This is a genomic window from Bacillus sp. (in: firmicutes) (assembly GCF_031983925.1).
GTDB lineage: Bacteria > Bacillota > Bacilli > Bacillales > Bacillaceae_G > Bacillus_A > Bacillus_A pacificus.
Genome location: NZ_DALYZR010000001.1, coordinates 299819 through 323258, shown reverse-complemented (window position 1 = coordinate 323258; position 23440 = coordinate 299819). Strand labels below are relative to the sequence as shown.

28 protein-coding genes and 2 pseudogenes are annotated in these 23440 nt (G+C 34.2%); 11 read left to right on the top strand and 19 right to left on the bottom strand.

What is annotated here, in order from left to right:
• Window positions 1-22: 22 nt before the first annotated feature.
• Complete coding sequence (locus tag RTP99_RS01800) at window positions 23-856, bottom strand: flagellar motor protein MotP (RefSeq protein WP_000502570.1); 834 nt, start codon at window positions 854-856, stop codon at window positions 23-25.
• Between the two features lie 172 nt (window positions 857-1028).
• Here RTP99_RS01800 and RTP99_RS01795 point away from each other — a divergent pair, with 172 nt between their 5' ends.
• On the top strand, window positions 1029-1631 hold the full coding sequence (locus RTP99_RS01795) for an HD domain-containing protein (protein WP_000400753.1): 603 nt from the start codon (window positions 1029-1031) through the stop codon (window positions 1629-1631).
• A 27-nt stretch (window positions 1632-1658) separates the two neighbouring features.
• Here the strand turns inward: RTP99_RS01795 and hfq are convergent, their stop codons facing one another.
• Together hfq and RTP99_RS01785 are read right to left on the bottom strand one after the other, a co-directional pair.
• Entirely contained in the window at window positions 1659-1847 is a 189-nt protein-coding gene (gene hfq, locus RTP99_RS01790; RefSeq protein ID WP_000400661.1) for an RNA chaperone Hfq, read from the bottom strand.
• 49 nt (window positions 1848-1896) lie between these two features.
• Window positions 1897-2115 carry an aspartyl-phosphate phosphatase Spo0E family protein gene (locus RTP99_RS01785; RefSeq protein WP_002091864.1) on the bottom strand — a complete coding sequence of 73 codons (219 nt, stop codon included), beginning with the start codon at window positions 2113-2115 and terminating at the stop codon, window positions 1897-1899.
• A gap of 238 nt (window positions 2116-2353) precedes the next feature.
• Here RTP99_RS01785 and RTP99_RS01780 point away from each other — a divergent pair, with 238 nt between their 5' ends.
• The 6 genes and pseudogenes from RTP99_RS01780 to RTP99_RS01755 all read left to right on the top strand — a co-directional run bounded on the left by RTP99_RS01780 (window position 2354) and on the right by RTP99_RS01755 (window position 6981).
• On the top strand, window positions 2354-2473 hold the full coding sequence (locus RTP99_RS01780) for a YjcZ family sporulation protein (protein WP_000120179.1): 120 nt from the start codon (window positions 2354-2356) through the stop codon (window positions 2471-2473).
• 167 nt (window positions 2474-2640) lie between these two features.
• The gene (locus RTP99_RS01775) at window positions 2641-3108 is read left to right on the top strand and encodes a VOC family protein (RefSeq protein ID WP_000589718.1); all 468 of its coding nucleotides are present in this window, start codon (window positions 2641-2643) and stop codon (window positions 3106-3108) included.
• A 7-nt stretch (window positions 3109-3115) separates the two neighbouring features.
• Window positions 3116-4332, top strand: a pseudogene (locus RTP99_RS01770) (MFS transporter).
• A gap of 128 nt (window positions 4333-4460) precedes the next feature.
• Window positions 4461-4910: an ArsR/SmtB family transcription factor gene (locus RTP99_RS01765; RefSeq protein ID WP_000461272.1), complete on the top strand. Its 450-nt coding sequence runs from the start codon at window positions 4461-4463 to the stop codon at window positions 4908-4910.
• Between the two features lie 19 nt (window positions 4911-4929).
• Window positions 4930-6150, top strand: coding sequence for an MFS transporter (locus RTP99_RS01760; RefSeq protein WP_000791688.1), 1221 nt, complete (start codon window positions 4930-4932; stop codon window positions 6148-6150).
• A gap of 105 nt (window positions 6151-6255) precedes the next feature.
• A complete protein-coding gene (locus tag RTP99_RS01755) occupies window positions 6256-6981 on the top strand; it encodes a sulfite exporter TauE/SafE family protein (RefSeq protein WP_001092068.1) in 726 nt (241 codons plus the stop codon).
• A gap of 95 nt (window positions 6982-7076) precedes the next feature.
• On the opposite strand, the pseudogene RTP99_RS01750 reads toward RTP99_RS01755, so the two are convergent.
• From RTP99_RS01750 to RTP99_RS01735, 4 genes and pseudogenes are all read right to left on the bottom strand, one after another.
• Window positions 7077-7145: pseudogene (locus tag RTP99_RS01750) on the bottom strand (glutamine amidotransferase); the annotation flags it as partial.
• Window positions 7146-7158: 13 nt separating this feature from the next.
• Complete coding sequence (gene nfsA / locus RTP99_RS01745) at window positions 7159-7893, bottom strand: oxygen-insensitive NADPH nitroreductase (RefSeq protein ID WP_001004533.1); 735 nt, start codon at window positions 7891-7893, stop codon at window positions 7159-7161.
• Between the two features lie 270 nt (window positions 7894-8163).
• Window positions 8164-8484: a magnetosome magnetite crystal formation protein family gene (locus RTP99_RS01740; protein WP_000678047.1), complete on the bottom strand. Its 321-nt coding sequence runs from the start codon at window positions 8482-8484 to the stop codon at window positions 8164-8166.
• Window positions 8485-8630: 146 nt separating this feature from the next.
• Window positions 8631-9209: a YdcF family protein gene (locus tag RTP99_RS01735; protein WP_001227683.1), complete on the bottom strand. Its 579-nt coding sequence runs from the start codon at window positions 9207-9209 to the stop codon at window positions 8631-8633.
• A gap of 160 nt (window positions 9210-9369) precedes the next feature.
• Between RTP99_RS01735 and RTP99_RS01730 the strand changes: the two genes are divergently transcribed.
• Window positions 9370-10035 (top strand): DUF421 domain-containing protein, encoded by a 666-nt coding sequence (locus RTP99_RS01730; protein WP_000923931.1) that lies wholly within the window; start codon window positions 9370-9372, stop codon window positions 10033-10035.
• Window positions 10036-10070: 35 nt separating this feature from the next.
• Here RTP99_RS01730 and RTP99_RS01725 read toward each other — a convergent pair whose 3' ends face one another.
• From RTP99_RS01725 to RTP99_RS01715, 3 genes are all read right to left on the bottom strand, one after another.
• Window positions 10071-11426, bottom strand: a complete 1356-nt coding sequence (locus tag RTP99_RS01725) for an MATE family efflux transporter (protein WP_000388382.1) — start codon at window positions 11424-11426, stop codon at window positions 10071-10073.
• A 145-nt stretch (window positions 11427-11571) separates the two neighbouring features.
• Window positions 11572-12402 (bottom strand): MerR family transcriptional regulator, encoded by an 831-nt coding sequence (locus RTP99_RS01720; RefSeq protein ID WP_000925926.1) that lies wholly within the window; start codon window positions 12400-12402, stop codon window positions 11572-11574.
• A gap of 96 nt (window positions 12403-12498) precedes the next feature.
• The gene (locus RTP99_RS01715) at window positions 12499-14172 is read right to left on the bottom strand and encodes a ribonuclease J (protein ID WP_000838591.1); all 1674 of its coding nucleotides are present in this window, start codon (window positions 14170-14172) and stop codon (window positions 12499-12501) included.
• 332 nt (window positions 14173-14504) lie between these two features.
• Here RTP99_RS01715 and RTP99_RS01710 point away from each other — a divergent pair, with 332 nt between their 5' ends.
• Complete coding sequence (locus RTP99_RS01710; protein WP_000393887.1) at window positions 14505-15668, top strand: cation:proton antiporter; 1164 nt, start codon at window positions 14505-14507, stop codon at window positions 15666-15668.
• A gap of 60 nt (window positions 15669-15728) precedes the next feature.
• On the opposite strand, the gene RTP99_RS01705 is transcribed toward RTP99_RS01710, so the two are convergent.
• The 8 genes from RTP99_RS01705 to RTP99_RS01670 all read right to left on the bottom strand — a co-directional run bounded on the left by RTP99_RS01705 (window position 15729) and on the right by RTP99_RS01670 (window position 22398).
• Window positions 15729-16007, bottom strand: a complete 279-nt coding sequence (locus RTP99_RS01705; protein WP_000759691.1) for a DUF3986 family protein — start codon at window positions 16005-16007, stop codon at window positions 15729-15731.
• Window positions 16008-16207: 200 nt separating this feature from the next.
• Window positions 16208-17557, bottom strand: a complete 1350-nt coding sequence (locus tag RTP99_RS01700; protein WP_000850971.1) for an aspartate aminotransferase family protein — start codon at window positions 17555-17557, stop codon at window positions 16208-16210.
• 190 nt (window positions 17558-17747) lie between these two features.
• Window positions 17748-19298, bottom strand: a complete 1551-nt coding sequence (locus RTP99_RS01695) for a solute symporter family protein (protein WP_001098251.1) — start codon at window positions 19296-19298, stop codon at window positions 17748-17750.
• Window positions 19299-19300: 2 nt separating this feature from the next.
• Window positions 19301-19642, bottom strand: a complete 342-nt coding sequence (locus RTP99_RS01690; protein WP_000817374.1) for a DUF485 domain-containing protein — start codon at window positions 19640-19642, stop codon at window positions 19301-19303.
• A gap of 234 nt (window positions 19643-19876) precedes the next feature.
• A complete protein-coding gene (locus tag RTP99_RS01685; RefSeq protein WP_000832152.1) occupies window positions 19877-20506 on the bottom strand; it encodes a sterol desaturase family protein in 630 nt (209 codons plus the stop codon).
• A 79-nt stretch (window positions 20507-20585) separates the two neighbouring features.
• Window positions 20586-20879: a hypothetical protein gene (locus RTP99_RS01680; RefSeq protein WP_000286361.1), complete on the bottom strand. Its 294-nt coding sequence runs from the start codon at window positions 20877-20879 to the stop codon at window positions 20586-20588.
• 19 nt (window positions 20880-20898) lie between these two features.
• On the bottom strand, window positions 20899-21531 hold the full coding sequence (locus RTP99_RS01675; protein WP_000466557.1) for a LysE family transporter: 633 nt from the start codon (window positions 21529-21531) through the stop codon (window positions 20899-20901).
• Between the two features lie 138 nt (window positions 21532-21669).
• Window positions 21670-22398 carry a YqcI/YcgG family protein gene (locus RTP99_RS01670; protein WP_001005927.1) on the bottom strand — a complete coding sequence of 243 codons (729 nt, stop codon included), beginning with the start codon at window positions 22396-22398 and terminating at the stop codon, window positions 21670-21672.
• A 265-nt stretch (window positions 22399-22663) separates the two neighbouring features.
• Between RTP99_RS01670 and cspB the strand changes: the two genes are divergently transcribed.
• Window positions 22664-22861, top strand: a complete 198-nt coding sequence (gene cspB / locus RTP99_RS01665; RefSeq protein ID WP_001161727.1) for a cold shock-like protein CspB — start codon at window positions 22664-22666, stop codon at window positions 22859-22861.
• A gap of 119 nt (window positions 22862-22980) precedes the next feature.
• Window positions 22981-23229 carry a DUF2564 family protein gene (locus RTP99_RS01660; protein WP_000534391.1) on the top strand — a complete coding sequence of 83 codons (249 nt, stop codon included), beginning with the start codon at window positions 22981-22983 and terminating at the stop codon, window positions 23227-23229.
• A 33-nt stretch (window positions 23230-23262) separates the two neighbouring features.
• Here the strand turns inward: RTP99_RS01660 and RTP99_RS01655 are convergent, their stop codons facing one another.
• Window positions 23263-23439, bottom strand: coding sequence for a zinc-finger domain-containing protein (locus RTP99_RS01655; RefSeq protein ID WP_000358801.1), 177 nt, complete (start codon window positions 23437-23439; stop codon window positions 23263-23265).
• Window position 23440: the final 1 nt, after the last annotated feature.

Sequence of the window (23440 nt, the reverse complement as noted above, 5' to 3'; positions counted from 1 at the left end):
CACCATACCACTCCTTGCAATATTAGGCTGCTCGTTTTACTTTTTTTATCTTTGTTTCGTATACATACGTATCGAGTTTTAACTTTAATTTAGATGGAATTTGTCCACGATACAATTCTGAAATTGCTTCAATAACAAACTTCTTCTCTGTATATAAATCTTCAATACCACGATACACTTTTTCAGCAAGAGGGATTGCAATCATATTTGCAAGTACTGATCCATACAATGTCGTTAACATCGCAACTGCCATCCCTGTACCAATTTGCGATGTGTCTTGCAAGTTTTGAAGCATAATGATAAGACCAATTAAAGTCCCTATCATACCCCAAGCCGGAGCGAAATCGCCAATTTTATCTAATAATACTGCCCCTTTTCTTAATTCATACACTTCCGTTTCAACATCTTTCATTAACACTTCTTTTAATTCATCTTCATCGTAACCACTTAACATTAATCGAATTCCTTTTTGAATAAAAGGATTGTCCACCTGCTCTCCATCAACCTCTAAAGAAAGCAAACCGTGTTTTTTAGATTTTTTCGAAAAATCAACAAACAAATCCGTTAACTGTTCTAAATCTTCTTCTTTTCTATGTAAAACAGTAAAAATACTTTTCGTATATTTTTTTATTTCTCCAAATCGATATGCCACAACAATTGTCGCAGTTGTTCCCCCTATGACAATTAAAATAGATGAAACATCTAAAAAGTTTTTAAAAGCTTTTATTCCGCCTCCACCAAGCATAATTGCCGCTATCACTATAGCAAAACCTACTAAAATGCCAAATGGGCTAGAAATGTCAAACTTCCTTTTTCTTCTTTCTGGTCTAGCAAATCCTTGATTTTTGTCTCCCATATTCCTGCCCTTTCCTTTTCATTTTTATAAAACATTTTTTTATTTTAATAATGCGTTTTCACATATAATGCTTATTATACGCTCATCATCTATTTATCGCAATATACTCATAAAATTGACACATTTCATTTCCATATTAGAATTATAGTATGGAAATATGAGGAGGATCACGATGGAACATAACATTTTACAAGTCATTGCACTAGCAGAAAAACTAAAATATGAAATGCGACATAGCTGGCTTTCTAACGGACGTCAAGAAAGCGTTGCTGAACATACGTGGCGCATGTCTCTAATGGCCATTTTAGTTGAACCTTATTTAGATCAGAAAGTAAATATTGAAAAATTACTTAAAATGGTTATTATTCACGATCTAGTCGAAGCAGAAGCTGGTGATATTCCTGCTTTTGATACAATGAATAGTCATGAATTACAATTACAAAAACAAATAAATGAACAAGAAGCAATTTTAAATATTAAACGAACATTAAAAGGTTCTCTCGGCGAGGAATTATATGATTTATGGATGGAGTTTGAAGCGAAAGAAACATACGAAGCAAAAGTTGCTAACGCACTTGATAAGCTTGAGGTAAAAATTCAGCATAACGAAGCTGATATTGATACGTGGTTGCCAATTGAGCATAAAATGACATTCCAAGTAGCAAAGCATACAAACTTTGATTCTTTCCTATCTAAATTACAAAAAATCATTGAGCAAGATGGTGAAAAAAAATTATTAGCTGCCGGCATTGACGTTGAAGCTTGCAAGCAATAATGAAATAAGACACTCAGTACGAGTGTCTTATTTCATTATTGTTGATACAGCCTGCTTGTAAATAAGTTGTTGTTTTCCATCAACTAACATTAAAACGGTAAATTTGTCTATTGCAACAACTTCTCCTACTATTCTAACGCCACTCTTTAAAAAAATTGTAACAATACCTTTTTCTTCTTTTATTTGTTTATATAGCTCTTCTTGTAAATGTTCCAAATATATCTCTCTCCTCTTCGTTGAATATCTTAATATAAAAAACTGCAAATTATTTATGTACTTTATCTTTCACATTCATAAACTTATTAATAAGTATATCTAAATCTCGGCTAAATAACAAAACTTTATCATGATCCAATCCATGTCTAGCAACAAGTTGAATTAGCTCTTTCTTTTTAGTTTCTATTTTATTTTGTAGTTGTCCCATCTCCATCTCTTCACTAAAACTCCCTTTTCCCATAATATTACTTGTAAAATTATAGTACAAATCCTCTCATAAAAAAATATAAAAATGGTTTTTTTTACAATTTTTATATTTTTTATGAACAAATCGCGAAATATATAATGATTTCTTCACATACCCCTAGCTCCATATACAATCAAAATGACCATACAGGCGTTTGTCTAATTACTCAAGAGACTGGCTCCTTTTCCATACGAAAAACATACTGTATACAGTAGTCCATGAATTATATAGATTAACTTACTCAAAAGGAGGAAAACATATGAGTTATGGTGGAAGTTGCGCTGGTTTCGGCGGTGGATTTGCTTTGCTTATCGTACTATTCATCCTTCTAATCATCATCGGATGTAGCTGTTGGGGTGGCGGCGGATACGGATACTAATATATCCTATCCTTAACAAATGAACGAAAAACTATAAGAAAACAGCTCATATTTGAGCTGTTTTTTTCATACTTTCGTATGAAGTTATGTCCCTCTTTTTTGTGATTTCAACTAATAAAAAAACGTTTACTATGAAATAAGAAATATTTTTACTTAGGAGGATTACAATGATTAAAGGTCTTTACGAAGCACATTTACCCGTCCGTAGCTTAGAAGTGTCTATACCTTTTTACGAATCGCTAGGACTAAAATTATATAAAAGAGGAGACGATATTGCTTTCTTTTGGATTAAGGAAAATGAAAGTTGGCTCGGTCTTTGGGAAGGTACAGAATACAAAGTAAATTATCATCCCTCTTTACGACACATCGCCTTTCAAGTAAGCTTACATGATTTAGAACATGCAATACATTGGCTAAACCAAAAAGGCATTTCAGCACGAAAAGATTTTGGAATGGAGCCAATTGAACCAATTGTTTTTCCAGAATTAGCGCATGCCGCCGTATACTTTAACGATCCTGACGGAAATAGTTTAGAATTGATTGCACAATTACCTGTTGGACTCCCTACAGAGGAGAAAGTGTATTTAAGTGAGTGGAAAAAACAAGTTCAAGCATCATCATTACATAAGGATTAATCTTTTTATGTCAGTTTCTTATTCCGCGTTTCTTAAAACAAATGATGACTTCAAAAAACTATTTTACGGGCAAACATTAAGTGTACTTGGAGATTGGTTTCATACTGTAGCTTTATTAACGTTCGTCTATAGCATAACGGAATCTCCATTTATGATCGCACTCACTTTTATATAAGTAAAGGTTTAACTCAGCTTCTTCTTAGTCCATTCATAGGCGGAATTGTCGATCGTTTTTCTAAAAAGAATATTATGATTTTTACCGATATTTTACGCGGCATAATCGTCCTCACTTACTTATTCGCACTATATAAAATTGAGATTATTTTCATTTCTAATATATGTTTATCCGTACTTTCTTGTTTATTTGAGCCGGCTAAACAAGCAACCTTAAAAAACATCGTACATCAAAATCATTTCGTAACTGCTAATTCTCTTTCTAGTATAATAAATGGTTTTATGTCTATTATGGGGGCCTCTCTAGGCGGGATTATTGCACAATCTTTACATATTGAGTTCGCTTTTTTAGTAAATAGCCTTTCCTACTTTGTTTCAGCCTATTTTATTTATAGTATGAGTATCCCTACTCATATTAATTTTAATAAGAAAAAAGCATTTTTTACTGATATAAAAGATGGATATACATACATATTACAAACAAAAATCATTTTAATATTAATTCTTGTAGGCATTTCATGGGGGCTTATTGGAGGTGCTTATCAGCTACTTCTAACAATCTATGCCGAAAAAATTTTCCACACGAACATTGGGATTTTATATACGGTTCAAGGGGCTGGGCTTATGATAGGAAGCCTTCTCGTTACTCTTTACATATCCAGCAATAAAGAAAAAATGAAAAAAGCATTTGGTTGGGCCTATTTCCTACAAGGCATTTTCTTTCTTGGATTCATTCTATCCGATCAACTTATTTTCGGTATCATTACATTGCTCTGTATGCGCATAGCAGGAGGAATCATCGTTCCACTTGATACGACATTACTTAAAACTTACACGCACGAAAGTATGATGGGTAAAGTTTTTTCCTTTCATTACTCAATTTACGGTTCACTTATACAGTTCTCTATGTTCATTACAGGATGGCTATTAGAAATCCTTTCTCCTCAAATAATTGGTAGTTTTCTAGCTACATGCTGTATATTTGTAAGTTTTATATGGCTTTACCTGTTTTATCGCGGGAAACTTAATGAAGAATCTACTATTACTTAATAGCATGTTTATGTACATGCTATTTTTATTTATGTCGAAAAATAGAGGAAAAAGGCGATTTATTTTTCTTACATTCTAATTTTTTAGAATGTACAATAAATTTAGATTATAAGAAAGGGGATATTATAATGTTTGAAGATAGGCTTACTATTTCAGCTGAGCAGCAGAAACTTATTTCCAATGCAACACGTATTCAAATTCTTCACCTTTTAAAAGACGAAGCACTCACTGCAAAGCAAGTAGCTACTAAACTAAATAAATCTGCTGGTAGCGTACATTATCACGTTCAAATTTTGTACGATGGAGGGTTACTTGAATTAGTAGACACGAAAGAAAAACGAGGAATTATTGAAAAATATTACAAAGCAAAAGCAGCTCATTTCTATATTGAAGAAAGCGGCACAGAAGGAACGAATACAGATAGTCATATTGTATCTCATTTATTTTTAACTCCAGAGGAATTACAACAGCTTACTTGGGAAGTTACACAAGTTTTATTACGATGGGAAAACAAAACCGCTCGTCAATCAAACTCTGAAGAGGAATACGCTATTTCCTGCAGGCTAAAAAAACAATGAAAGAAAGGGCCATTTGTTCATGAAAAATAAATTATTATTATTGTCGGGAACAGGAATTTCTCGTTTAGGTGATTTTATGTATCTCATCGCCCTAAACGTAATGGTGTTACATAGCACAAACTCCCCTGCTGCTGTAGCAGGATTATGGATTGTCGGTCCAATTGCGACCGTTGTTACAAAAATTTGGTCTGGTAGCATAGTAGATCGATTAAACAAACGGTCCATTATGCTCATCACAGATATAATTCGAGCAATTCTCATTGGCTGCGTTCCACTATTTGATTCTATTTGGGCCATTTATATTTTTATCTTTTTAACTCGTATCGCTACATCATTTTTCGATCCAGCTTCATTTTCTTATAAAACAATGCTTATACCTGCTGAAGAACGCGCTCAATTCAACGCTTGGAGTAGCTTTTGTACAAGCGGGGCTTTTATTATCGGTCCAGCTCTTGCTGGAATACTTCTCACCACGCACTCAGCATCCTTTGTAATTTACTGCAACTCACTTTCCTTTCTACTTTCTACTATTCTCATTTATTTCTTACCTAATATTACGTTACAAACAAAGCAAAGCGAAGAAGTTGCAAATACTTTCGTACAAACATTACGAAGTGATTGGAAACAAGTTTTTTCATTCGCTCGAACTGAAACGTACATTATTCTCATATTCGTTTTATTTCAAGCGACTATGCTTGTCGCTATGGCACTTGATTCACAAGAAGTTGTTTTTACAAGACAAGTACTGTTTTTAACCGATATAGAATACAGTATGCTTGTTAGTATAACTGGCGCTGCTTACGTTTCCGGTTCATTTCTTGTCTCTCTATTTGCCAAACGTTTACCAATTCAATATTGTATCGGATTAGGGACAATTTTCACAGCAATAGGCTATGTAATTTTCGCCTTTTCAAATTCATTTATCGTCGCGGCAGGCGGTTTTATTTTACTTGGCATTTCTTCATCATTTGCTGGTACTGGCTTTTTTACATTTTATCAAAATAACATCCCGGTTCATATGATAGGACGTATCGATAGCGTATTTGATTCCATAAAAAGTTTTATCCAAATCTTTTTCATTTTAGCAATTGGAGCATCCGCACAATTTCTTTCCGTTCAAATGACTGTAATAAGTAGCTCGTTACTCATCCTTTTCCTTTCCTGTTTATTAGCAATCCGAGTAATGACTCCTTCACGAGAAAAATATTTTAAGGCTACAGGATCATCATTGGAATATTAACCGCAACATAACAAGCGGCGATTTGCTAGGTAGTAAGCCCTCACTGATTAAAGTTTTACTTTATGTTAAAATATTAATGAAATTTGATTATGTAGGAGGGCTTTTTTGAATACTATATTCATGTTCATTTGTATTATATTAGTAGCTTCTATTTTACAAACGAGTACCGGTTTTGGCTTTTCTATTATGGCAACACCTTTCTTACTCATGTTATTTCTACCACAAGAAGCTATACAAATAAATATCATTTTATCATTCATTATTTCTATATCACTCATTTGGAAAATAAGAATGGACATTGATTGTATTCTACTGAAAAAATTAATTGTCGGCAGTATAGTTGGTGTTCCTTTTGGTATTTTCATTTTCGTTTCCATTAACATCAATACGTTTAAATTAGCAATTAGCATCTTGCTCTTACTATTAACGTTGATGCTAATCTGTAACTTTAAGATTCAATCAACAAAATCTAGAGATTTCTTAGCGGGAGGATTATCCGGTCTTTTAACGACAAGTATCGGTATGCCGGGACCACCTCTGTTACTGTACTTTACAGGAACTGATACAAAAAAAGAGAAGCTGAGAGCAACTACTTTAGCTTTTTATCTACTTATATATTTCATTAGTCTACTAACGCAAATACTCTTTACTGGCACAAACAAAACAATTTGGGAATCAAGTTTTTACGCTATTCCAATCGTATTTCTAGGTTTGTATATAGGTCAAATTATTTTCAAATGGCTTAATCAACGGATTTTTAAAATATTTACGTACATCCTTTTAAGTTGCACGGGCATATATCTTCTTATTGAAAGTTTGCATTCGTTATAGAAGGTGCTTTAGTTTGTGTCATAACGGATAAGTTTTCAATATTTTTGAACGTGATAACAATAAAAAGCGGCTATTATGCCGCTTTTTATTTTCACTTAAACTAACGTTTCATCACAAATCTCTGTTACATTTTTAAAATATTGCAAGTTCTCCTTCGCTTCAGATCTGCCTTTTTACTCATTTCTTATTAAATCCTTTTTCACTTAAAAACTCTTTCATATGCATTCTTTTTTCTTTAGACATAAACGAACTCATCGATTCCGTCCATGTTGCGTTTTTCTTATTTGATGATCTTTCTTTATAATACGCGCTCATCGTTTCATCGTATTCGTTTAGTAATTCATCATATTTCTTTTCATCATATCCATTTTCATGAAGGATTGCTGCTACTGGTAAGCGTGGTTTTACTCCATGATCTTCATCTGATACACCGACTGTCATTCCGAATACAGGATATACTTTATCTGGTAAATGAAGCAATTCGCTCACTTCTCCCGGATTATTACGAATACCACCAATATAACAAATACCGTATCCTAACGATTCTGCTGCTAACGCCAAGTTTTGCGCAAAGAGTGAAGCATCTACCGTTGCTACGATAAAGTCTTCTACTCCTTCATGCTTTATCTCTGTACCATGTTTTTCACATGCCATTTCAAGTCGTTTTAAATCTGCACAACAAACAAAGAATGCTGCGCAGTCCTTCACATGACGATTTCCGGATAACTCTGCTAGTTTCGCCTTTAAGTCTTGATCGGTTACATATATAACAGAGTAAGCTTGTACAAAATGCGAGGAAGCAGCATGCTGCGCAGCTTGCACCATTCTTTCTACTACATCTTTCGGAATGGATTCTTCTTTATATTTACGAACTGAAACGTGTTGCTCCATTTTATGTATCATCTCATTCATGAAAATCACTCCTTTTTTCTCTTCCTAATGAAAAATTAACATATCTTTTCCAATATTCACAACTTATAAGCACAAAAAGAGCAATTCTTTTTGAATTGCTCCTTTTAAAAGATCTATTAATACGGTAAATGAAATTATATCGACGATTTTTTCAATATATCAACGATTCCTTGCACTATATCGACGATTTTTCAAATATATCGTCTATTCGAAAAAGGATATCGACTTACCGACAAATAACGACAAATTAACTCCAAATTATTCCTTATCTTATTGCGCTGTTTTCAACACTTTAACACCTTTTACAATATTCCAAATGAAGTAATAAATCCCTACAAGAATGAACACTGCATATGTGATCATGATCCCAATTCCAGCACCGTCAGATTGATTGAATCCTAAACCGTATATTCCTGATATCGCTACCCCTCCGAATAAAATTGCATACGGGAAAATATGTGACCAAAATGCTTTTTTCGCGTGATATTTCACTTCATCCTCTGCAACGAAGTACACGATAATTGGTAGTAAAAATGGTGCAAAAAAGATACTAAAGTAACATAGTGAAGATAATATATTATTTCCTTTCATCCGATTCACCTCTAAATAGTTTTTGTTATCTTCATTATGTCAGGAATCCATTCTAGAAACTATCGCTTTACCTTTCATTAAGATGACATATTTGTAAGATTCCCCTCAAAAAATCCCGCCTAGAATGCTAGGCGGGACCACGTCCACTATATTCGATTCATAAACCAATATTGCGTAATGGCTAAATATTCACGTATATTCGATGGAATGACAATTCGCTTTGGTGTTTCGGCCGGAAGACCTTCTAATTGTAAACCTTGCTTAGCTGCTATTTTTTTCGCTCTAAACATATGGAAGTCATTTGTTACGATCAGTCCTTTTTTCATATTGTCCGGAATTAAAGGTTTTGAGAATTTAATATTTTCATCTGTACTCGTTGACTTATCTTCCATTATAATGCGGTCTTCTGCAATTTTTAGTTTTATTAATTCATTTTTCATTGCTAATGCTTCTGAAATATCTTCCCCTTTTCCTTTTCCTCCAGACACAATAGCAATTGCTTTCTCATGTGCTTTCAAATACTCAGCTGCTTTATCAATACGATATTGCAATGAGTACGATGGTTTCGTTCCGTTTACTTTCGAGCCTAATACAATGATATAATCAGCTTCATAGGTGGCATTCATTTGCCCATGCTTATAAATGTTATATTGTAAAAATCCCACATAAACGGCGCAAACCATTATCATTCCTATCATATACTTCATTATTTTTTTCTTTCTCATATCTCTATACTCCTATGTTCTTTGCTTCTTTCATGATAATATCCATTTATTTGTTTGTATACAGACAAATTCCAATTCAACCTAATTTATCCTCTAGAAAGTAATATTTATATTTCTTTCGGGAACAGTAAGTACAACTTTGCACGAAGGAGTGTCTCTATTGCTTCTCTTTTTATGTAACGTATCGTTCTTTTTTATCTTATTTTTACTATCACTTAAGATGCTCGGTAAATCAGCTTTAGCACAACTAACTCCTCATGATTTTGGTGCTATTATCTTTTTATCTTATTTAGCTTTTCAGGCCATACCAGTCTCTGGTGCTTTGCAAGCTTTTCTCGGTATGGTCGTTATTACATGTTTGCATTTAATCCTTACAAAATTAAGCCTATTCAACAAACTAAATCGTTTCATTCTCGGACACCCGATTATTTTAATTAAACATGGTGATATTATTTTTGAGAACTTACAAAAAAGTAGGTATCCCATTGCTGAATTACTTTCTAACCTTCGTGTCGCAGGATATCCAAGTGTTCATGAAATTGAATACGCTATTTTAGAAGCGAATGGAGCCATTAGCATTTTACCAAAGCGTGAACTTGTCCCATTAACTCCGAAAGATTTGAACATAGATGTTAAGTATGCTGGATTACCAATTGCCCTTATCGTTGATTCACAAATTCAATACGATAACTTAAAGTTAATTCATAAGGACGAAAAGTGGTTATATAAAGAATTAAAAGAAAAAGGCATCACAAATATTAAAAACGTTGCCTTTGCGTCTGTTCAAGAAACGGATGGATCTTTTGCTATTAGTTTAAAAGAATAAAAAATCCCCTTACTTGCTCAAGGGGATTTTCTTCATCATATTGCTTCTTTCTCGCCTGCCATGTTTAATGGCACAGGATGTTTCATACGATTCATCGTAAATACGATAATCGCTGTCAATACTTCCGCTACTGGCATAACGAGCCAAATTCCGTTTATCCCAAATAATTTCGGCATAATCCATAATAACGGAATAATAAATAGCAGCCCTCGGCTCATTATAATAAGTACTGATTTTGTCGTTTGTCGCACTGATTGGAAGTACTCTCCATACACAATGTTATAGCCTAAAAATACATATTGGATAAAGAACAAGCTCATACCTGTTAATGTTAACTCCAATAACTCTGGAGATTGGACATCAAATAGACCAATAATATATTTCCCGAAGAATAATCCGACAATTATTGCAACGCCTCCAAGTACAACTGCAATTTTCACTGCAAACTGCAATCCTTCACGAAGTCTCTCTGCTAAATTTGCACCATAATGGAAACTAGCAATCGGTTGTAATGCTGCACCTACACCAAAGAATAATAGCAATGTCATTGCATGAATACTATTCACCATCGCATAAGAAGCGACTCCTACTTCTCCTGCATATTGAACGAATGCAATATTAAAACCAATCGTTACAATCGCTACTGTACTTTCTGCTGTAAAGCTCGGGAAACCAATTATCATAATTTGTTTTACTGTATCCCATTCAAAATGGAATTTCGTCCATTTTAAAATACTACTTTTTCTAAAGAAATGCGTTAATAATACAAGGAAACCAATCGCTGCTGAAAGAATAGTTGCTGAAGCAGCTCCTGTTACGCCCCATTTAAAGATGAAAATAAAGATATAGTCAAACACTATATTTAATACAGCTGTTACAACTAAACCTGCCATTGCTAAATTAGGATTTCCATCATTTCGTATAAATGTACTTAAAATATTTTCTAAAACGTATATCATTCCAAATGTTAATAATACGTGTAAATAGTCTAACGCATACGGTAAAATTACTTCATTCGCACCGAATACGTATGCTAAATCTTCTATTCTCCATAAGCAAATGGCCGCTAAAACGCCTACAATAATGACTGCTACCGTCATGGATTGAGTAAAAATAGACCTTGCTCTTTCAATTTTATTTTCACCTAATGCAATGGAATATAACGTTGCCCCGCCCATTCCAATCCATAATGAAATAGAGAAGAAAATTGAAAACGCTGGAATAGCCACGTTTACTCCTGCCAATCCATTTGCTCCAACTCCCCGACTAATCATTACCGCATCAATTACAATATTAACCGACATTAATACCATTCCTAGAACAGCTGGTATTAAATAAGAAATAAATAAACTTTTTATCGGTTTTTCTCTTAATTTTTCTGTTGCTTCCATACTATTATGCTCCTTTTTTTAACTCTCTTTTCTTAGTTTAAACCTTCAAGTAACTTGAAGGTCAATAGAGAATTTAAAAAATAGGTAACTGAATTATCGTATTTAATACCCATTTGTAATGATACGAGTGCCACAGCTTATTGTTTTATTTTTTCATGATAGGAATTTGAATTTCTGTTACTTGCTCCTCTGGATTTTCTGTTACAGACCAATCGATTAATCCAATCTCAATCGCATCTCCACTTACTTCATATCCTTCTTGATCAATGTATGCAAGTAATTCCTTATACGTTGCATCTGTTTCTTCATACGGTCCATGATGATAAGAACAAGCATATAAACCTTCCTTAATCTCATCTGAATTATGCACTTCATACGGCATATAATCCAAAAGAATAAACACGCTACTATACGCTTGAAACTCATTTTGCATGAATCCTTTTTTCGCAACTGTTACACCAATATCTCCAGAAAATAAACTATCATCCATTTGCCTCATATTTTTTTGCAACGAATGGATGTAGTACTCAAACATATCATCCGTCGTATTCGGAGCAACCGCAATGGCTGTTATTTTTCGCCGCGGGATCTCTTTTATTACCATTTGTTTAGCTTTTGCTTTTGTTGCTTCCTTAATCAAATGAATTCTATGCTCCATTTTCGCCAAAGCATACTCAATTTCTCTTTGTTTTTTCAACATCATTTCTTGTTGTTTTTCCAACAAATTGAGTGCGTATGCTGGATTTCTTTCATCAATATATTTCTTAATTTCCTTTAATGGAATATTTAATTGGCGTAAAAACTTAATCGTATCTAATAGTGAAAATTGATCGATTGTGTAATAGCGATAATTTGTTTGTGGGTCCACAATGGACGGATGAAAAATTCCTTTTTCATCATAATAACGTAAAGTAGATTCCGCTATATTATGCATTTTTGCCATTTCTCCAATTGTAAAGCGTTTGTTTAATAACATCTTTTATTCCCTTCCATTTCTATTTATTTCATTATATGTTCATTCTATCTTCAAAACAAAAAAGAATTCCCTTAAGAGAATTCTTTTTATTCATTATTACACCTCTATAATTATAGGAAGAATCATCGGTTTTCTTTTCGTACTCGTATATATATACTTCCCTAAAGCTTCTCTTACTTCTCTTTTCAAAATACCCCAGCTATTCACTTTCTCTTTCTTTACATTATTAATCGTAATAACAGCTAATTTATTTAATTCCTTCAAAAATTCTTCTGAATCACGAACATAGACGAATCCACGAGAAATAATATCAGGACCTGAAATTATTTCTCCATCCACTTTATTAAAAGTAATAACTATAACGAGCATTCCATCTTCTGAAAGTTGTTTTCGATCACGTAATAATGCATTTCCAACATCACCAATTCCTAATCCATCTACATATATATTTCCTGCTTGTATTTTTCTCGATTGAATTGCCACTTGATTACTTATATCTACAACATCTCCATTACGAACGATAAAGATATTTTCTTTTTCAACACCAATTGATTCCGCTAGCAAGCTATGGTGATGTAGCATTCTAAACTCTCCATGAATGGGGATAAAATATTTTGGCTTCATTAATGTGAGCATTAACTTTAATTCTTCTTGATATGCATGGCCAGATACATGGACTCCAGTAGAACTGCCTGATCCGTAAATCACTCTTGCCCCTAATGCAAATAAGTTATCGATAATTCGCGAAACATTACGTTCATTTCCTGGAATAGGAGTCGCAGCTATAATAACTGTATCTTCTGGTAAAACATCTACTTGCCTATAGTTTCCACTAGCTAAACGCGCTAAAGCTGCCATTGGTTCTCCTTGACTTCCTGTACAAAGTATTGCGACCTGCTTTGGATCTACATTATTTACCTCATTTGCTTCAATTAGCATACCATCTGGAATATTTAGATACCCTTTCTCTAGAGCAACTTCTACTACATTTACCATACTTCTCCCGAGCAAAGCCAGTTTTCGATTTGTTTTTATACAAGCTTCAACTATTTGCTGAACACGATTCACATTAGAAGCAAAAGTAGAAATAATCACTTTCCTATTTGCTTTCATAAATATTTCCTCTATCCGTTCCCCTACCGACCTTTCTGATGGGGTAAATCCAGGTCGTTCTGCATTTGTACTTTCAGATAGTAAAGCTAATACACCTTCACTACCTATTTTAGCCATTTTATGAATATCAGGATGTTGATTATTAACTGGTGTTAAATCAAATTTAAAATCACCTGTATGTACTATAGTACCTTCTGGTGTATGAAAAACAATACCGAGGCAATCTGGAATACTATGATTCGTTTTAAAAAAAGTTGTCTTAATAGCACCAAAATCAATTTCTGATTCTGAATGAATCACGATTAATTCTGTATTATCTTGAAGGTTATGCTCCTTTAATTTAATTTCAATTAAACCTAACGTTAACTTCGTAGCATAGATTGGTACGTTTAGTTGTTTTAAAAAATATGGTATTCCGCCAATATGGTCTTCATGTCCATGCGTCACGACTAATCCGCGAATTTTTTCTTTATTTTCTTGTAAGTAGGTGACATCTGGAATGATTAAATCAATTCCTAATAAACTTTCATCTGGAAATTTTGATCCACAATCAATAACGACAATATCATTTTCAAATTGAATAACATACATATTTTTCCCTATTTCATTTACTCCACCTAAAGCAACGATAGACACGTTGTTTTTTAATGACTTCAAACTATAAACCCTCCCTTTCACATTTATAACTCGTGAAATCGTATTTAGGCTTTATTATTTGTAATGAAAAAGGACTTCATACTATTTCATACATATATAAATTCACACGCTACTCTTATATGTATATCTCCAATTACACAGTCTCTCTCTAAAAAAGCCCCCATTTTTTCATTGATTTTTTGTAAAATCTATTATATATTAATTACAGGTTCAAATTACAAGTTCAAAAGAACTCGTAATCAGACCCTTTGTTTAATGGGTTTTACATATTTTCATTAGGCAAATTCCGAGAAATCGTATGATAAAAATAAAAATGATAAGGAGAGGATCCGATGGAATTCGAATTTTTCTTTCAAATTGCACTTATTTTATTAAGTACAAAGCTTGCTGGTGATCTTAGTGTTAGATTAGGTCAACCTTCTGTACTAGGTAAATTAATTGTCGGTATCGTTATCGGTCCAGCTGTATTAGGTTGGATTGAAAATTCAGAGCTTCTAACACAATTAAGTAATGTTGGTGTTATTCTTTTAATGTTTATGGCAGGACTTGAAACAGACTTAGAGGAATTAAACGCAAATCGTAATTCTTCTTTAGCTGTTGCACTTGGAGGTATCATTCTTCCATTCGTAGGTGGTTACGTTTCTGGTCTTATTATGGGAATGGAACAAGGAAATGCTGTATTTTTAGGATTACTTCTATGTGCGACAAGTGTTAGTATTTCCGTACAAACACTTCGCGATTTAGGAAAGATGAAAACACGTGAAAGTACAACTATGCTGGGCGCAGCTGTATTTGATGACATTCTTGTCGTTATTTTATTAGCATTTGCAATGAGTTTCCTAGGTACAGACGATGTTAACTTAACAATGATTATCTTGAAGAAAGTTGTATTCTTCGCTTCTATTATTTTAATCGGATGGAAAGGTGTTCCTGCGATTATGCGCTGGTTATCACCACTACGCGTATCTGAGTCTATCGTGAGCGCGGCTCTTATCATCTGTTTCTCATTCGCATATTTCGGCGAACTATTAGGAATTGCTGGTATTATCGGTGCTTTCGCAGCTGGTATCGCTATTTCTCAAACGAACTACAAACATGAAGTAGAAAAGAAAGTAGAGCCAATCGCTTACGCTATGTTCGTTCCAGTATTCTTCGTAAGTATCGGTATGAATATTACATTTGACGGTATTGGCGATCAAATTTGGTTCATCCTAGCATTAACAGTAATCGCTGTATTAACGAAACTAATCGGTTGTGGCTTAGGTGCACGAATGACTGGATTTGACGCTAAGTCTTCTGCAATTATCGGTTCTGGAATGGTTTCTCGTGGTGAAGTTGCACTTATCATCGCAGGAACAGGACTTTCTTCAGGTCTACTAGCACAAGATTACTTTACAGCTATCGTTATTGTCGTTATTTTAACTACAATGATTACACCACCAATGTTAAAATACACTTTTGGTGCAAAAGATAAAGCAATGAAAGCAAGTAAATAAGTTTAATAAAAAAGAAGCTTACTATCTTATAAGATAGTAGGCTTCTTTTTCGTTTTATCTTTAAACAATCCCGTTCGTTTTTAACCATTTTTCAAAAATAATTCGCGCTTCATCATCATCAATATCATTACGAAATGAATACACCATAATGCCATAATCATCTACATATTCACCTAGCTTCATTTCCTCCACTTTCTTATAAAAATCTTCTACCTCATAGTGTGGAATATAAGCATCCCAAACTGGTTCATGTATTCTTTTGTACGCTGTCACTTCTAAATCATATCCATCTTCATAATATCCGATGTGATAATGTTGACTAGGATCATATTTCTTCATAATAATTTCCCTCCCTTTGAAAACGTATCATATTTCACCTAATAAAGTGAAACTTTAATCAGCCCTCACCAATCGGACTTTAATGGGCAGCCCGACCCCCACCTAACTCCTTTGCTTTCGCTGCATTTTGAGGTGGGGGTCTTACTGCCCATTAAGTGGGATAAACAAAAGCGAGCTGTAATCACAGCTCGCTCGATTCATTAAATGCGTTCCATCGCTGTCTTCAACGTTCCAACAACAAAGGCAATTTCTTCACTTGAAATAACAAGTGGTGGCGCTAATGTTAAGACGTTATTATATCCTGCTGTTGTCATACCGTTTCTACCTATAATTAACCCTTTTTCTTTGCAAGCATTTACAACACTTGCAATTTTGTCGTTATCAATTGGCTCTTTCGTCTCTTTATCGTTTACTAGTTCAATTCCCACTAGTAGACCTTTTCCTCTAATATCTCCAACAAGTGGATGCTCCCCAATTTCTTCTTTTAATTGCTCTAATAAAAGAGAACCCATTTGCGCAGATCGCTCAATTAAATTTTCATTTTCCATAATTTCTAAGTTTTTAAGTGCTAGTGCACAAGCTGCAGGATTTCCACCAAATGTATTAATATGACGGAAGAATTCATATTCTCCCTTTCCTTTAAATGCTTCATATATTTCTTTTTTCACAGCTGTTGCTGATAATGGTAAATATGCACTCGTAATGCCTTTTGCCATTGTAATAATATCAGGCTTCACATCATAATTCATAAATCCAAATGCCTTTCCTGTACGTCCAAAACCGCAAATCACTTCATCGCTAATAAGCAGGGCACCGTGTTTTTGACACGTTTCATGAACAGCTTTCATATAGTCTTGTGGCGGCATTAAAATGCCTCCGCCTGTAATAATTGGTTCCATAATAAAAGCTGCAATCGTTTCACTTAGTTCCCATGTCATGACCCGATCTACTTCTTTTACACATTCTACATCATAAATGTTCTCTCTTTCTATTCCAGGCATACGATAACAATCTGGCGGCGTTACATGTAAAAATCCTGAAGCAAATGGCTCATATTGATATCTACGCTGTGCTTGTCCCGTCGCTGCCATCGTTGCCATTGTATTCCCATGATAGCCGCGGTAACGTGACATAAATTTATAACGATGTGGTTCACCTTTTTGCGCATAGTATTGTCTCGCTATTTTAAAAGCTGTTTCGTTCGCTTCCGAACCACTATTAGAGAAGAAAATAACATACTCTCCTCCAAGCCATTCATTTAATTTTTCTGCAAGCTTTATAGCCGGTTCATGTGATTGTGACATCGGAAAGTATGATAATGTTTGTAATTGCTTATAGGCCGCCTCTGCAAGCTCTTTTCTGCCATATCCACTATTCACACACCAAAGACCACTCATACCATCTAAATATCTTTTTCCTTGTATATCTTCAACCCAGCACCCTTCTGCTTTTGCCCCTACCATTGTACTATTTGGACTAAAGGGACGCATTCCGTGCCAAACATATTGCTCATCTTTTGCTAATAATTCATCAGTCTGTTTCGTTTTCATCATTTCTTCCACCTTCCATAACAACTTATTTTTCACAAAAGCTGCGCTGGTACCATGATGATTTAAATTTCTCCCTGCTTATTTTCATTCCACAAAATTAAGACAAATCCTACTTACAAAGCAGTATTATTTACAAGAAAATGACAAAAGAAAAAGGAGCTTTTCTTATCTATCGAAAAGCTCCTCTTTTTTAATGCGAAGACGCGTCACTAATACCATGCCCAGTATTAGATTTCACGAGAATTTCATCAAATTTCGCTGCATCTTCTTTCTTACTAGATAAAACAGTTCCTAAATACGCTGCAAGAAATCCGAGCGGAATCGAAATAATTCCAGGTGTCGTATATGGGAATATCGCTTCCCCAACAAATATAGCTTTTCCAGCTACAGGGTTCCATACATTTGGGCTTAACGCTACAAGAACAATAGCTGATACAAGACCAGCAATCATACCAGAGATGGCACCTGTTGTATTGAAGCGCTTCCAATATATTGTGAATAATATAACTGGCAAGTTTGCACTCGCTGCAACTGCAAATGCTAACGAAACTAAAAATGCTACGTTCAATGTTTGAGCAAATAACGCTAGTATAATAGATAATACAGCTACTCCAATAGACGCATAACGAGCCATGGATACTTGCTCTTTTTCCGTTGATTTCCCCTTACGGATAATTTCATTATAAAAATCATGTGCGAATGCGGATGCTGCTGTTAATACAAGGCCTGCCACTACAGCTAAAATCGTTGCAAAAGCAATTGCTGATACGAAAGCAAATAAGAAATCTCCGCCCAATGCTTTAGCTAATAAAGGTGCTGCCATATTACCAGCTGGATTTGCTTTAATAATTGCCTCATTTCCTACAAACGCTGCTGCCCCAAATCCTAAGAAAATCGTCATAATATAAAATGCGCCAATTAACCATGTCGCATATACAACAGATTGACGTGCCGTTTTTGCATCACGTACTGTAAAAAAGCGGACAAGAATATGTGGTAACCCTGCTGTACCAAGAACTAGTCCTAAATTTAAAGATAGCGTATCAAGACCATCTTTATACTTTACACCGGGATTTAAAAACGACTCTTTTAACGGAGTAGCTGTTTTCATTTGCGCGAACATTTCCGTCACACTGAAATTAAATTTGGCGAAAACGATTACAGAAATAATAAATGTACCAGCCATAAGTAATACAGCCTTAACGATTTGTACCCAGCTCGTCGCAGTCATGCCACCAAAAATAACATACACAGTCATAAGTGTACCAACGATTAATACAGATGTTGTATATTCGATTCCTAATAATAATTTAATAAGTGCACCCGCACCAACTAATTGTGCAATCATATAAAAAATGGATATCGTCATCGTATTAAGCGCTGCAACTCCGCGAACTTTTTTCGCATCAAAACGCGCCGCAATCATATCTGCTAATGTGTATTTCCCCAAGTTTCTAAGCGGCTCTGCAACTAAGTATAGTACAACTAAATAAGCAACTAAGAAACCGATACTATAGAAGAAACCATCAAACCCAGTTAACGCGATCGCTCCCGCTATACCAAGAAAAGACGCAGCAGACATATAATCTCCCGCAATGGCCAGACCATTTTGCCAACCAGTTAATCCCCCTCCAGCTGTATAAAATTCACTCGCATTTTTCGTTTTCTTCGATGCAAAATAAGTTATGACGAGTGTACCAAGTACGATGATTAAAAATAGTGCAAAAGCGGTTGTATTCAAAGTCAGCCCCTCCCTTTTTGCATCTCTTGCAGAATGTTTTGTGAGATTTTATCAAAGGATTCAGCTTTTTTGCTGTAAATCATACATAATGACCACGTCATAATAAATTGTGCAAAAGCAAATATCCACGCCCACGTAACATCACCAAATGCCGGTGTATTGAGTACCTTTGAATACGATGTTAAAATAGGTAACGCAATAAAAAAACTTAAAAAGAAAATACTCATTGGAACGATGAACTTCTTTTTCGTATTTAATAACAATTGAAATTCTTCTGACTGAACAACCTCTGTATAATTCACCTCATTTTGTAACTTACGTGCTGACGTATCATCTCGTTTCATTCTCTAATCCCCTCTCTTACTGAAAGTACAATTCCCCCTTGTATACCAAAAAACTAAATTTTATAAATATTCAGAAACTTATTTTCATTTTAGACAATCCATACATTCCTGCAAAGATTTTTCGATAGACATTTTTCGGCATTTTCCCCTAAGTTTTTAATATACTTTTTCAACATAAAATTTACGTGCCAGTGAAGCTTTCATACCCATTAAAACAAAATAAAAAAGTAGTGCTTATCGCACCACTTCTGTTTTTTTCTCTTTTTCTAAATTACGAGCTGTTTCGCTTAATTCAACGTCTTTTCCATCTTTAAGTGTTCCAAATATGAAATCGAATACTGGATTTGAAACACCAAACCAAAACTTTTCATTTTTATAATGGTGTAATATGTGCTGTTTTTTTAGCCACCTACCAAACTTGGTGACGGGACGAATTGGCTTATGTGCAATATAATGTTTCCATTCATAAACGAGAAGCATAATAATCATTCCGATTCCGAATGAAAGTGTAATGGTAACACTTTTTGTTATCACGTATGATATAAGTAAATATATAGTAAAGCTCGGTATACTAAACCATACAGGCAAAAATAAAAGTTTTAAATCATCTGGATATACGTGATGGTCATAATGTAATCTTCTTAGCATTTTTAATAAAAATACGTTTTTAGGTGGTTTTAAATGAAATAAAAAACGGTGTGTCATATATTCGTTTAGCGTATAAAAAATAATCCCAAACAAACATGCTAACAAACCGATCCATGTGAAAAATTGCATTTTTAAAATAATGATAAAAACAAATAAAATACTATACATAATAACGATATCATGTTGTAAAAAGAACTCTTTCCCCACCCTCTTCATCTTCCTTCCCCCTTTTCAAAAAAAACAGTCGCAACATATCGTTACGACTATTTCTTTTCTATATCTTATTCTATACGCTTTACAAATTTGCCTGTTGCTCTATTGTCGAGAAAAAATTGTTCGGTCCAAATATATTTTGCTTTGGAATAATATGTTCTACCGCAAACACTGTTACTTCTCCTCTTTGTACCTCTCCAATGATAAGTCCAAATATTTCATGATTTACAGCAAACGTTGGTTGCTTTGTTTGTAGTAATCTTGCTGCATTATGAAATACCGCTTCATATAGTGGATTTCTATCAGTAATTTCTTTTCTGATTTTTGGTGCTAACGTAATAATGATTTCTTTTCCGTCAATAGTGGTTCGATACATAAAAATCTCCCCTTCAATCTTATGTGAACAACTGTAAAGCTTTGTATGCAAAATGGATAGAATATCCTACTAAAATAATACCTGCTCCGGCTGTTATATAGCCAAGTGCTTTTTGCTTTAATAATGTTCTGCCAAAATGGACAGAAAAAGCAATATTTACATTCCATAAAATAATACCAACGATAATACAAAGACTGTACAAAAAGGCTTCTTGTTTCGTTACCTTCGTAAGCAATGAGCTAAGTGTACTTCCATATATACCAAACCAAAAAACAAGATTTAATGGATTGGATATCGCAATTAAAAAACCTGCCATAAACGATTGTTTAAGGCCGCCTACCTCTTCTTTTTTATATTCCATATTCGATTGAGAAATTCCTTGTTTTACACTTTGAAATCCTAAATAAAATAATAAGAAAAACCCTGTGCAATACATAAAAGCTTGTACATATGTATACATAAACAGAGAAGATAAACCGAAATAGATGAGAAGCATAAACAAAATATCTGCTGTCATTCCACCAATTCCAACAACCCACGCATGCCAAAAACCTCGTTCAATTCCTCGTTTTAACATTTCAATATTAATCGGACCTACTGGCGCAGCTAATGAAATACCTAATACAATTTGTTGTATAATTGCTCCAAACATCACTCTATCCTTTCTACTTCCTTTACTATTAAGTAATGATGTAATAATTAAAAATAGACTAGCTTTCCTCAAAATATTTACTACTAAAATACCCTTTTTTATCCAAAATATGCAAAAGAGCCATCCAGATGATGACTCTTACTTTTCTATCTTATGAAGAAAAGGACATTTTCCTTTTAACGGTTCTACATCGTCTCCTATAAAGTATTGTTTCCATTCACGATGATCCGGATCACCATAATGACTAATGTTAGGATGTTTCGGCAGCTGATCCCACTTTTCAACTCGCTCACGGACCGTTTGCCTAGAATATGCTCCTTTAGGACGATCTCCTTCTAATCCATCAAATATAGTACGTGGCTGAAATCCAATAACGAGAGAATTTCCTAAATGCCTAGTTTTTCGTTGTTTATAGGCTGGTGCGTTTCCAAATGCGAATATCGGTTCCCCGCCAAATGAAAATTCCCATAAGTAATGATCTGGGTCTTCAGGAATTTGCTTTGGCCATGTTTCCTTATCGTTTTCATGTAAATATTGTAGTACTTTCCAAAAGTAATCACGGTAATATTCCAGTGATTGCTCCTCACATTCCGGTTCTACAAAAAGAAAAAATCCTCTTCTTACAATTGGACGCTCTTTCATTAACTCTAAAAAAGATAACATTGTATGTGGCAAATGACTCCAATCATTATGAGAGAGAAATGAATAACGAAGTTCATTCTTTTTTAAAGCTGTTAAGCCGAAATAGCACGGAAAAGTTGGTTCTAGCACAACACTCGAAAAATTTTGAAATTCCTTTGCAACCCAATTCGGTATGTCGTTTCTCGTTCTCATTGCTTCATTATCTAATAAATAAGACTCATTCATTCTTTCACCTCATTATGTATAGCGTTCAATTAAGACTATTACATACTCGGCCTGTCCTATACCTATTAAAAAATTTGGCTAAAAAATTATTTAAAAATACAAAAAAATAAAATCGCTTACTTGACTAAATTCTCCCAATTCGTGTATATTTAAATTAATCATTTAGCAGAATATTCAAGATTATAGCATTTTTAGTTTATATTATCTTTTCAAATGAATTTCACTAAATGAAAAAACGTAAATGTTTTCTAGGAGGAATTGTAACATGCAAGGAAAAGTAAAATGGTTTAACAACGAAAAAGGTTTTGGATTTATCGAAATTGAAGGCGCTGACGATGTATTCGTACATTTCTCTGCTATTCAAGGCGAAGGCTACAAAGCTTTAGAAGAAGGTCAAGAAGTATCTTTCGATATCACTGAAGGAAACCGTGGACCTCAAGCTGCTAACGTAGTAAAACTTTAATCCAACATATGACAGGAGGTTACCTTACTTGGTAACCTCCTTTGTTATTCCTTTGTATATTTCCGTTTTCCAGAGCAAAAACTATGTGAAATGCGCACTATACAAAGGAGGAATTATTAATGGGATCAGAAGTAAATGATTTTGAAGAAGTGAAATTCCGTGTAGAAACAGCACAAAAAATGGTAGGATCAGCGACAATTTCAATGGATCCAGATACATTAGAGCATGCGACTACTGCTGTAGAAGCAGCTCGCTCTCAGCTTGAAATTATGAAATCTGTTGCAACAGATTTAGACGAGCCATTTTTAATAAATGAGGAAAAGAAATTAAGCGAGTGTGAGCATCAATTAAATGAAGCGAAGCACTAAAAAACATCCAGAGAGTTTTCTCTGGATATTTTTTCATGACAACTGTTCCCCATATTTTTTCAATGTTTCTCCAACTGTACATTGTCTTATACAAAAGGAATGAGCATAATACTTACTATTTGTCTTTCGATTATGTTCTCGCAAAAAACATCCTTCACAATACGTTTCTAATAAGTCATTTACCTCTGTAATGAGTTGCTTTTTATCCACT

Excerpts from the sequence above, each read along its gene's own strand:
- RTP99_RS01800 (WP_000502570.1), bottom strand. The coding sequence starts at position 856 with ATGGGAGACAAAAATCAAGGATTTGCTAGACCAGAAAGAAGAAAAAGG.
- RTP99_RS01700 (WP_000850971.1), bottom strand. The coding sequence starts at position 17,557 with ATGAAAACGAAACAGACTGATGAATTATTAGCAAAAGATGAGCAATAT.
- RTP99_RS01735 (WP_001227683.1), bottom strand. The coding sequence starts at position 9,209 with ATGAGAAAGAAAAAAATAATGAAGTATATGATAGGAATGATAATGGTT.
- RTP99_RS01740 (WP_000678047.1), bottom strand. The coding sequence starts at position 8,484 with ATGAAAGGAAATAATATATTATCTTCACTATGTTACTTTAGTATCTTT.
- RTP99_RS01760 (WP_000791688.1), top strand. The coding sequence starts at position 4,930 with ATGAAAAATAAATTATTATTATTGTCGGGAACAGGAATTTCTCGTTTA.
- RTP99_RS01765 (WP_000461272.1), top strand. The coding sequence starts at position 4,461 with ATGTTTGAAGATAGGCTTACTATTTCAGCTGAGCAGCAGAAACTTATT.
- RTP99_RS01795 (WP_000400753.1), top strand. The coding sequence starts at position 1,029 with ATGGAACATAACATTTTACAAGTCATTGCACTAGCAGAAAAACTAAAA.
- RTP99_RS01660 (WP_000534391.1), top strand. The coding sequence starts at position 22,981 with ATGGGATCAGAAGTAAATGATTTTGAAGAAGTGAAATTCCGTGTAGAA.
- RTP99_RS01680 (WP_000286361.1), bottom strand. The coding sequence starts at position 20,879 with ATGTATCGAACCACTATTGACGGAAAAGAAATCATTATTACGTTAGCA.
- RTP99_RS01710 (WP_000393887.1), top strand. The coding sequence starts at position 14,505 with ATGGAATTCGAATTTTTCTTTCAAATTGCACTTATTTTATTAAGTACA.
- RTP99_RS01685 (WP_000832152.1), bottom strand. The coding sequence starts at position 20,506 with ATGAAGAGGGTGGGGAAAGAGTTCTTTTTACAACATGATATCGTTATT.
- RTP99_RS01775 (WP_000589718.1), top strand. The coding sequence starts at position 2,641 with ATGATTAAAGGTCTTTACGAAGCACATTTACCCGTCCGTAGCTTAGAA.
- cspB (WP_001161727.1), top strand. The coding sequence starts at position 22,664 with ATGCAAGGAAAAGTAAAATGGTTTAACAACGAAAAAGGTTTTGGATTT.
- RTP99_RS01670 (WP_001005927.1), bottom strand. The coding sequence starts at position 22,398 with ATGAATGAGTCTTATTTATTAGATAATGAAGCAATGAGAACGAGAAAC.
- nfsA (WP_001004533.1), bottom strand. The coding sequence starts at position 7,893 with ATGAATGAGATGATACATAAAATGGAGCAACACGTTTCAGTTCGTAAA.
- RTP99_RS01725 (WP_000388382.1), bottom strand. The coding sequence starts at position 11,426 with ATGGAAGCAACAGAAAAATTAAGAGAAAAACCGATAAAAAGTTTATTT.
- RTP99_RS01690 (WP_000817374.1), bottom strand. The coding sequence starts at position 19,642 with ATGAAACGAGATGATACGTCAGCACGTAAGTTACAAAATGAGGTGAAT.
- RTP99_RS01780 (WP_000120179.1), top strand. The coding sequence starts at position 2,354 with ATGAGTTATGGTGGAAGTTGCGCTGGTTTCGGCGGTGGATTTGCTTTG.
- RTP99_RS01675 (WP_000466557.1), bottom strand. The coding sequence starts at position 21,531 with ATGTTTGGAGCAATTATACAACAAATTGTATTAGGTATTTCATTAGCT.
- RTP99_RS01705 (WP_000759691.1), bottom strand. The coding sequence starts at position 16,007 with ATGAAGAAATATGATCCTAGTCAACATTATCACATCGGATATTATGAA.
- RTP99_RS01720 (WP_000925926.1), bottom strand. The coding sequence starts at position 12,402 with ATGTTATTAAACAAACGCTTTACAATTGGAGAAATGGCAAAAATGCAT.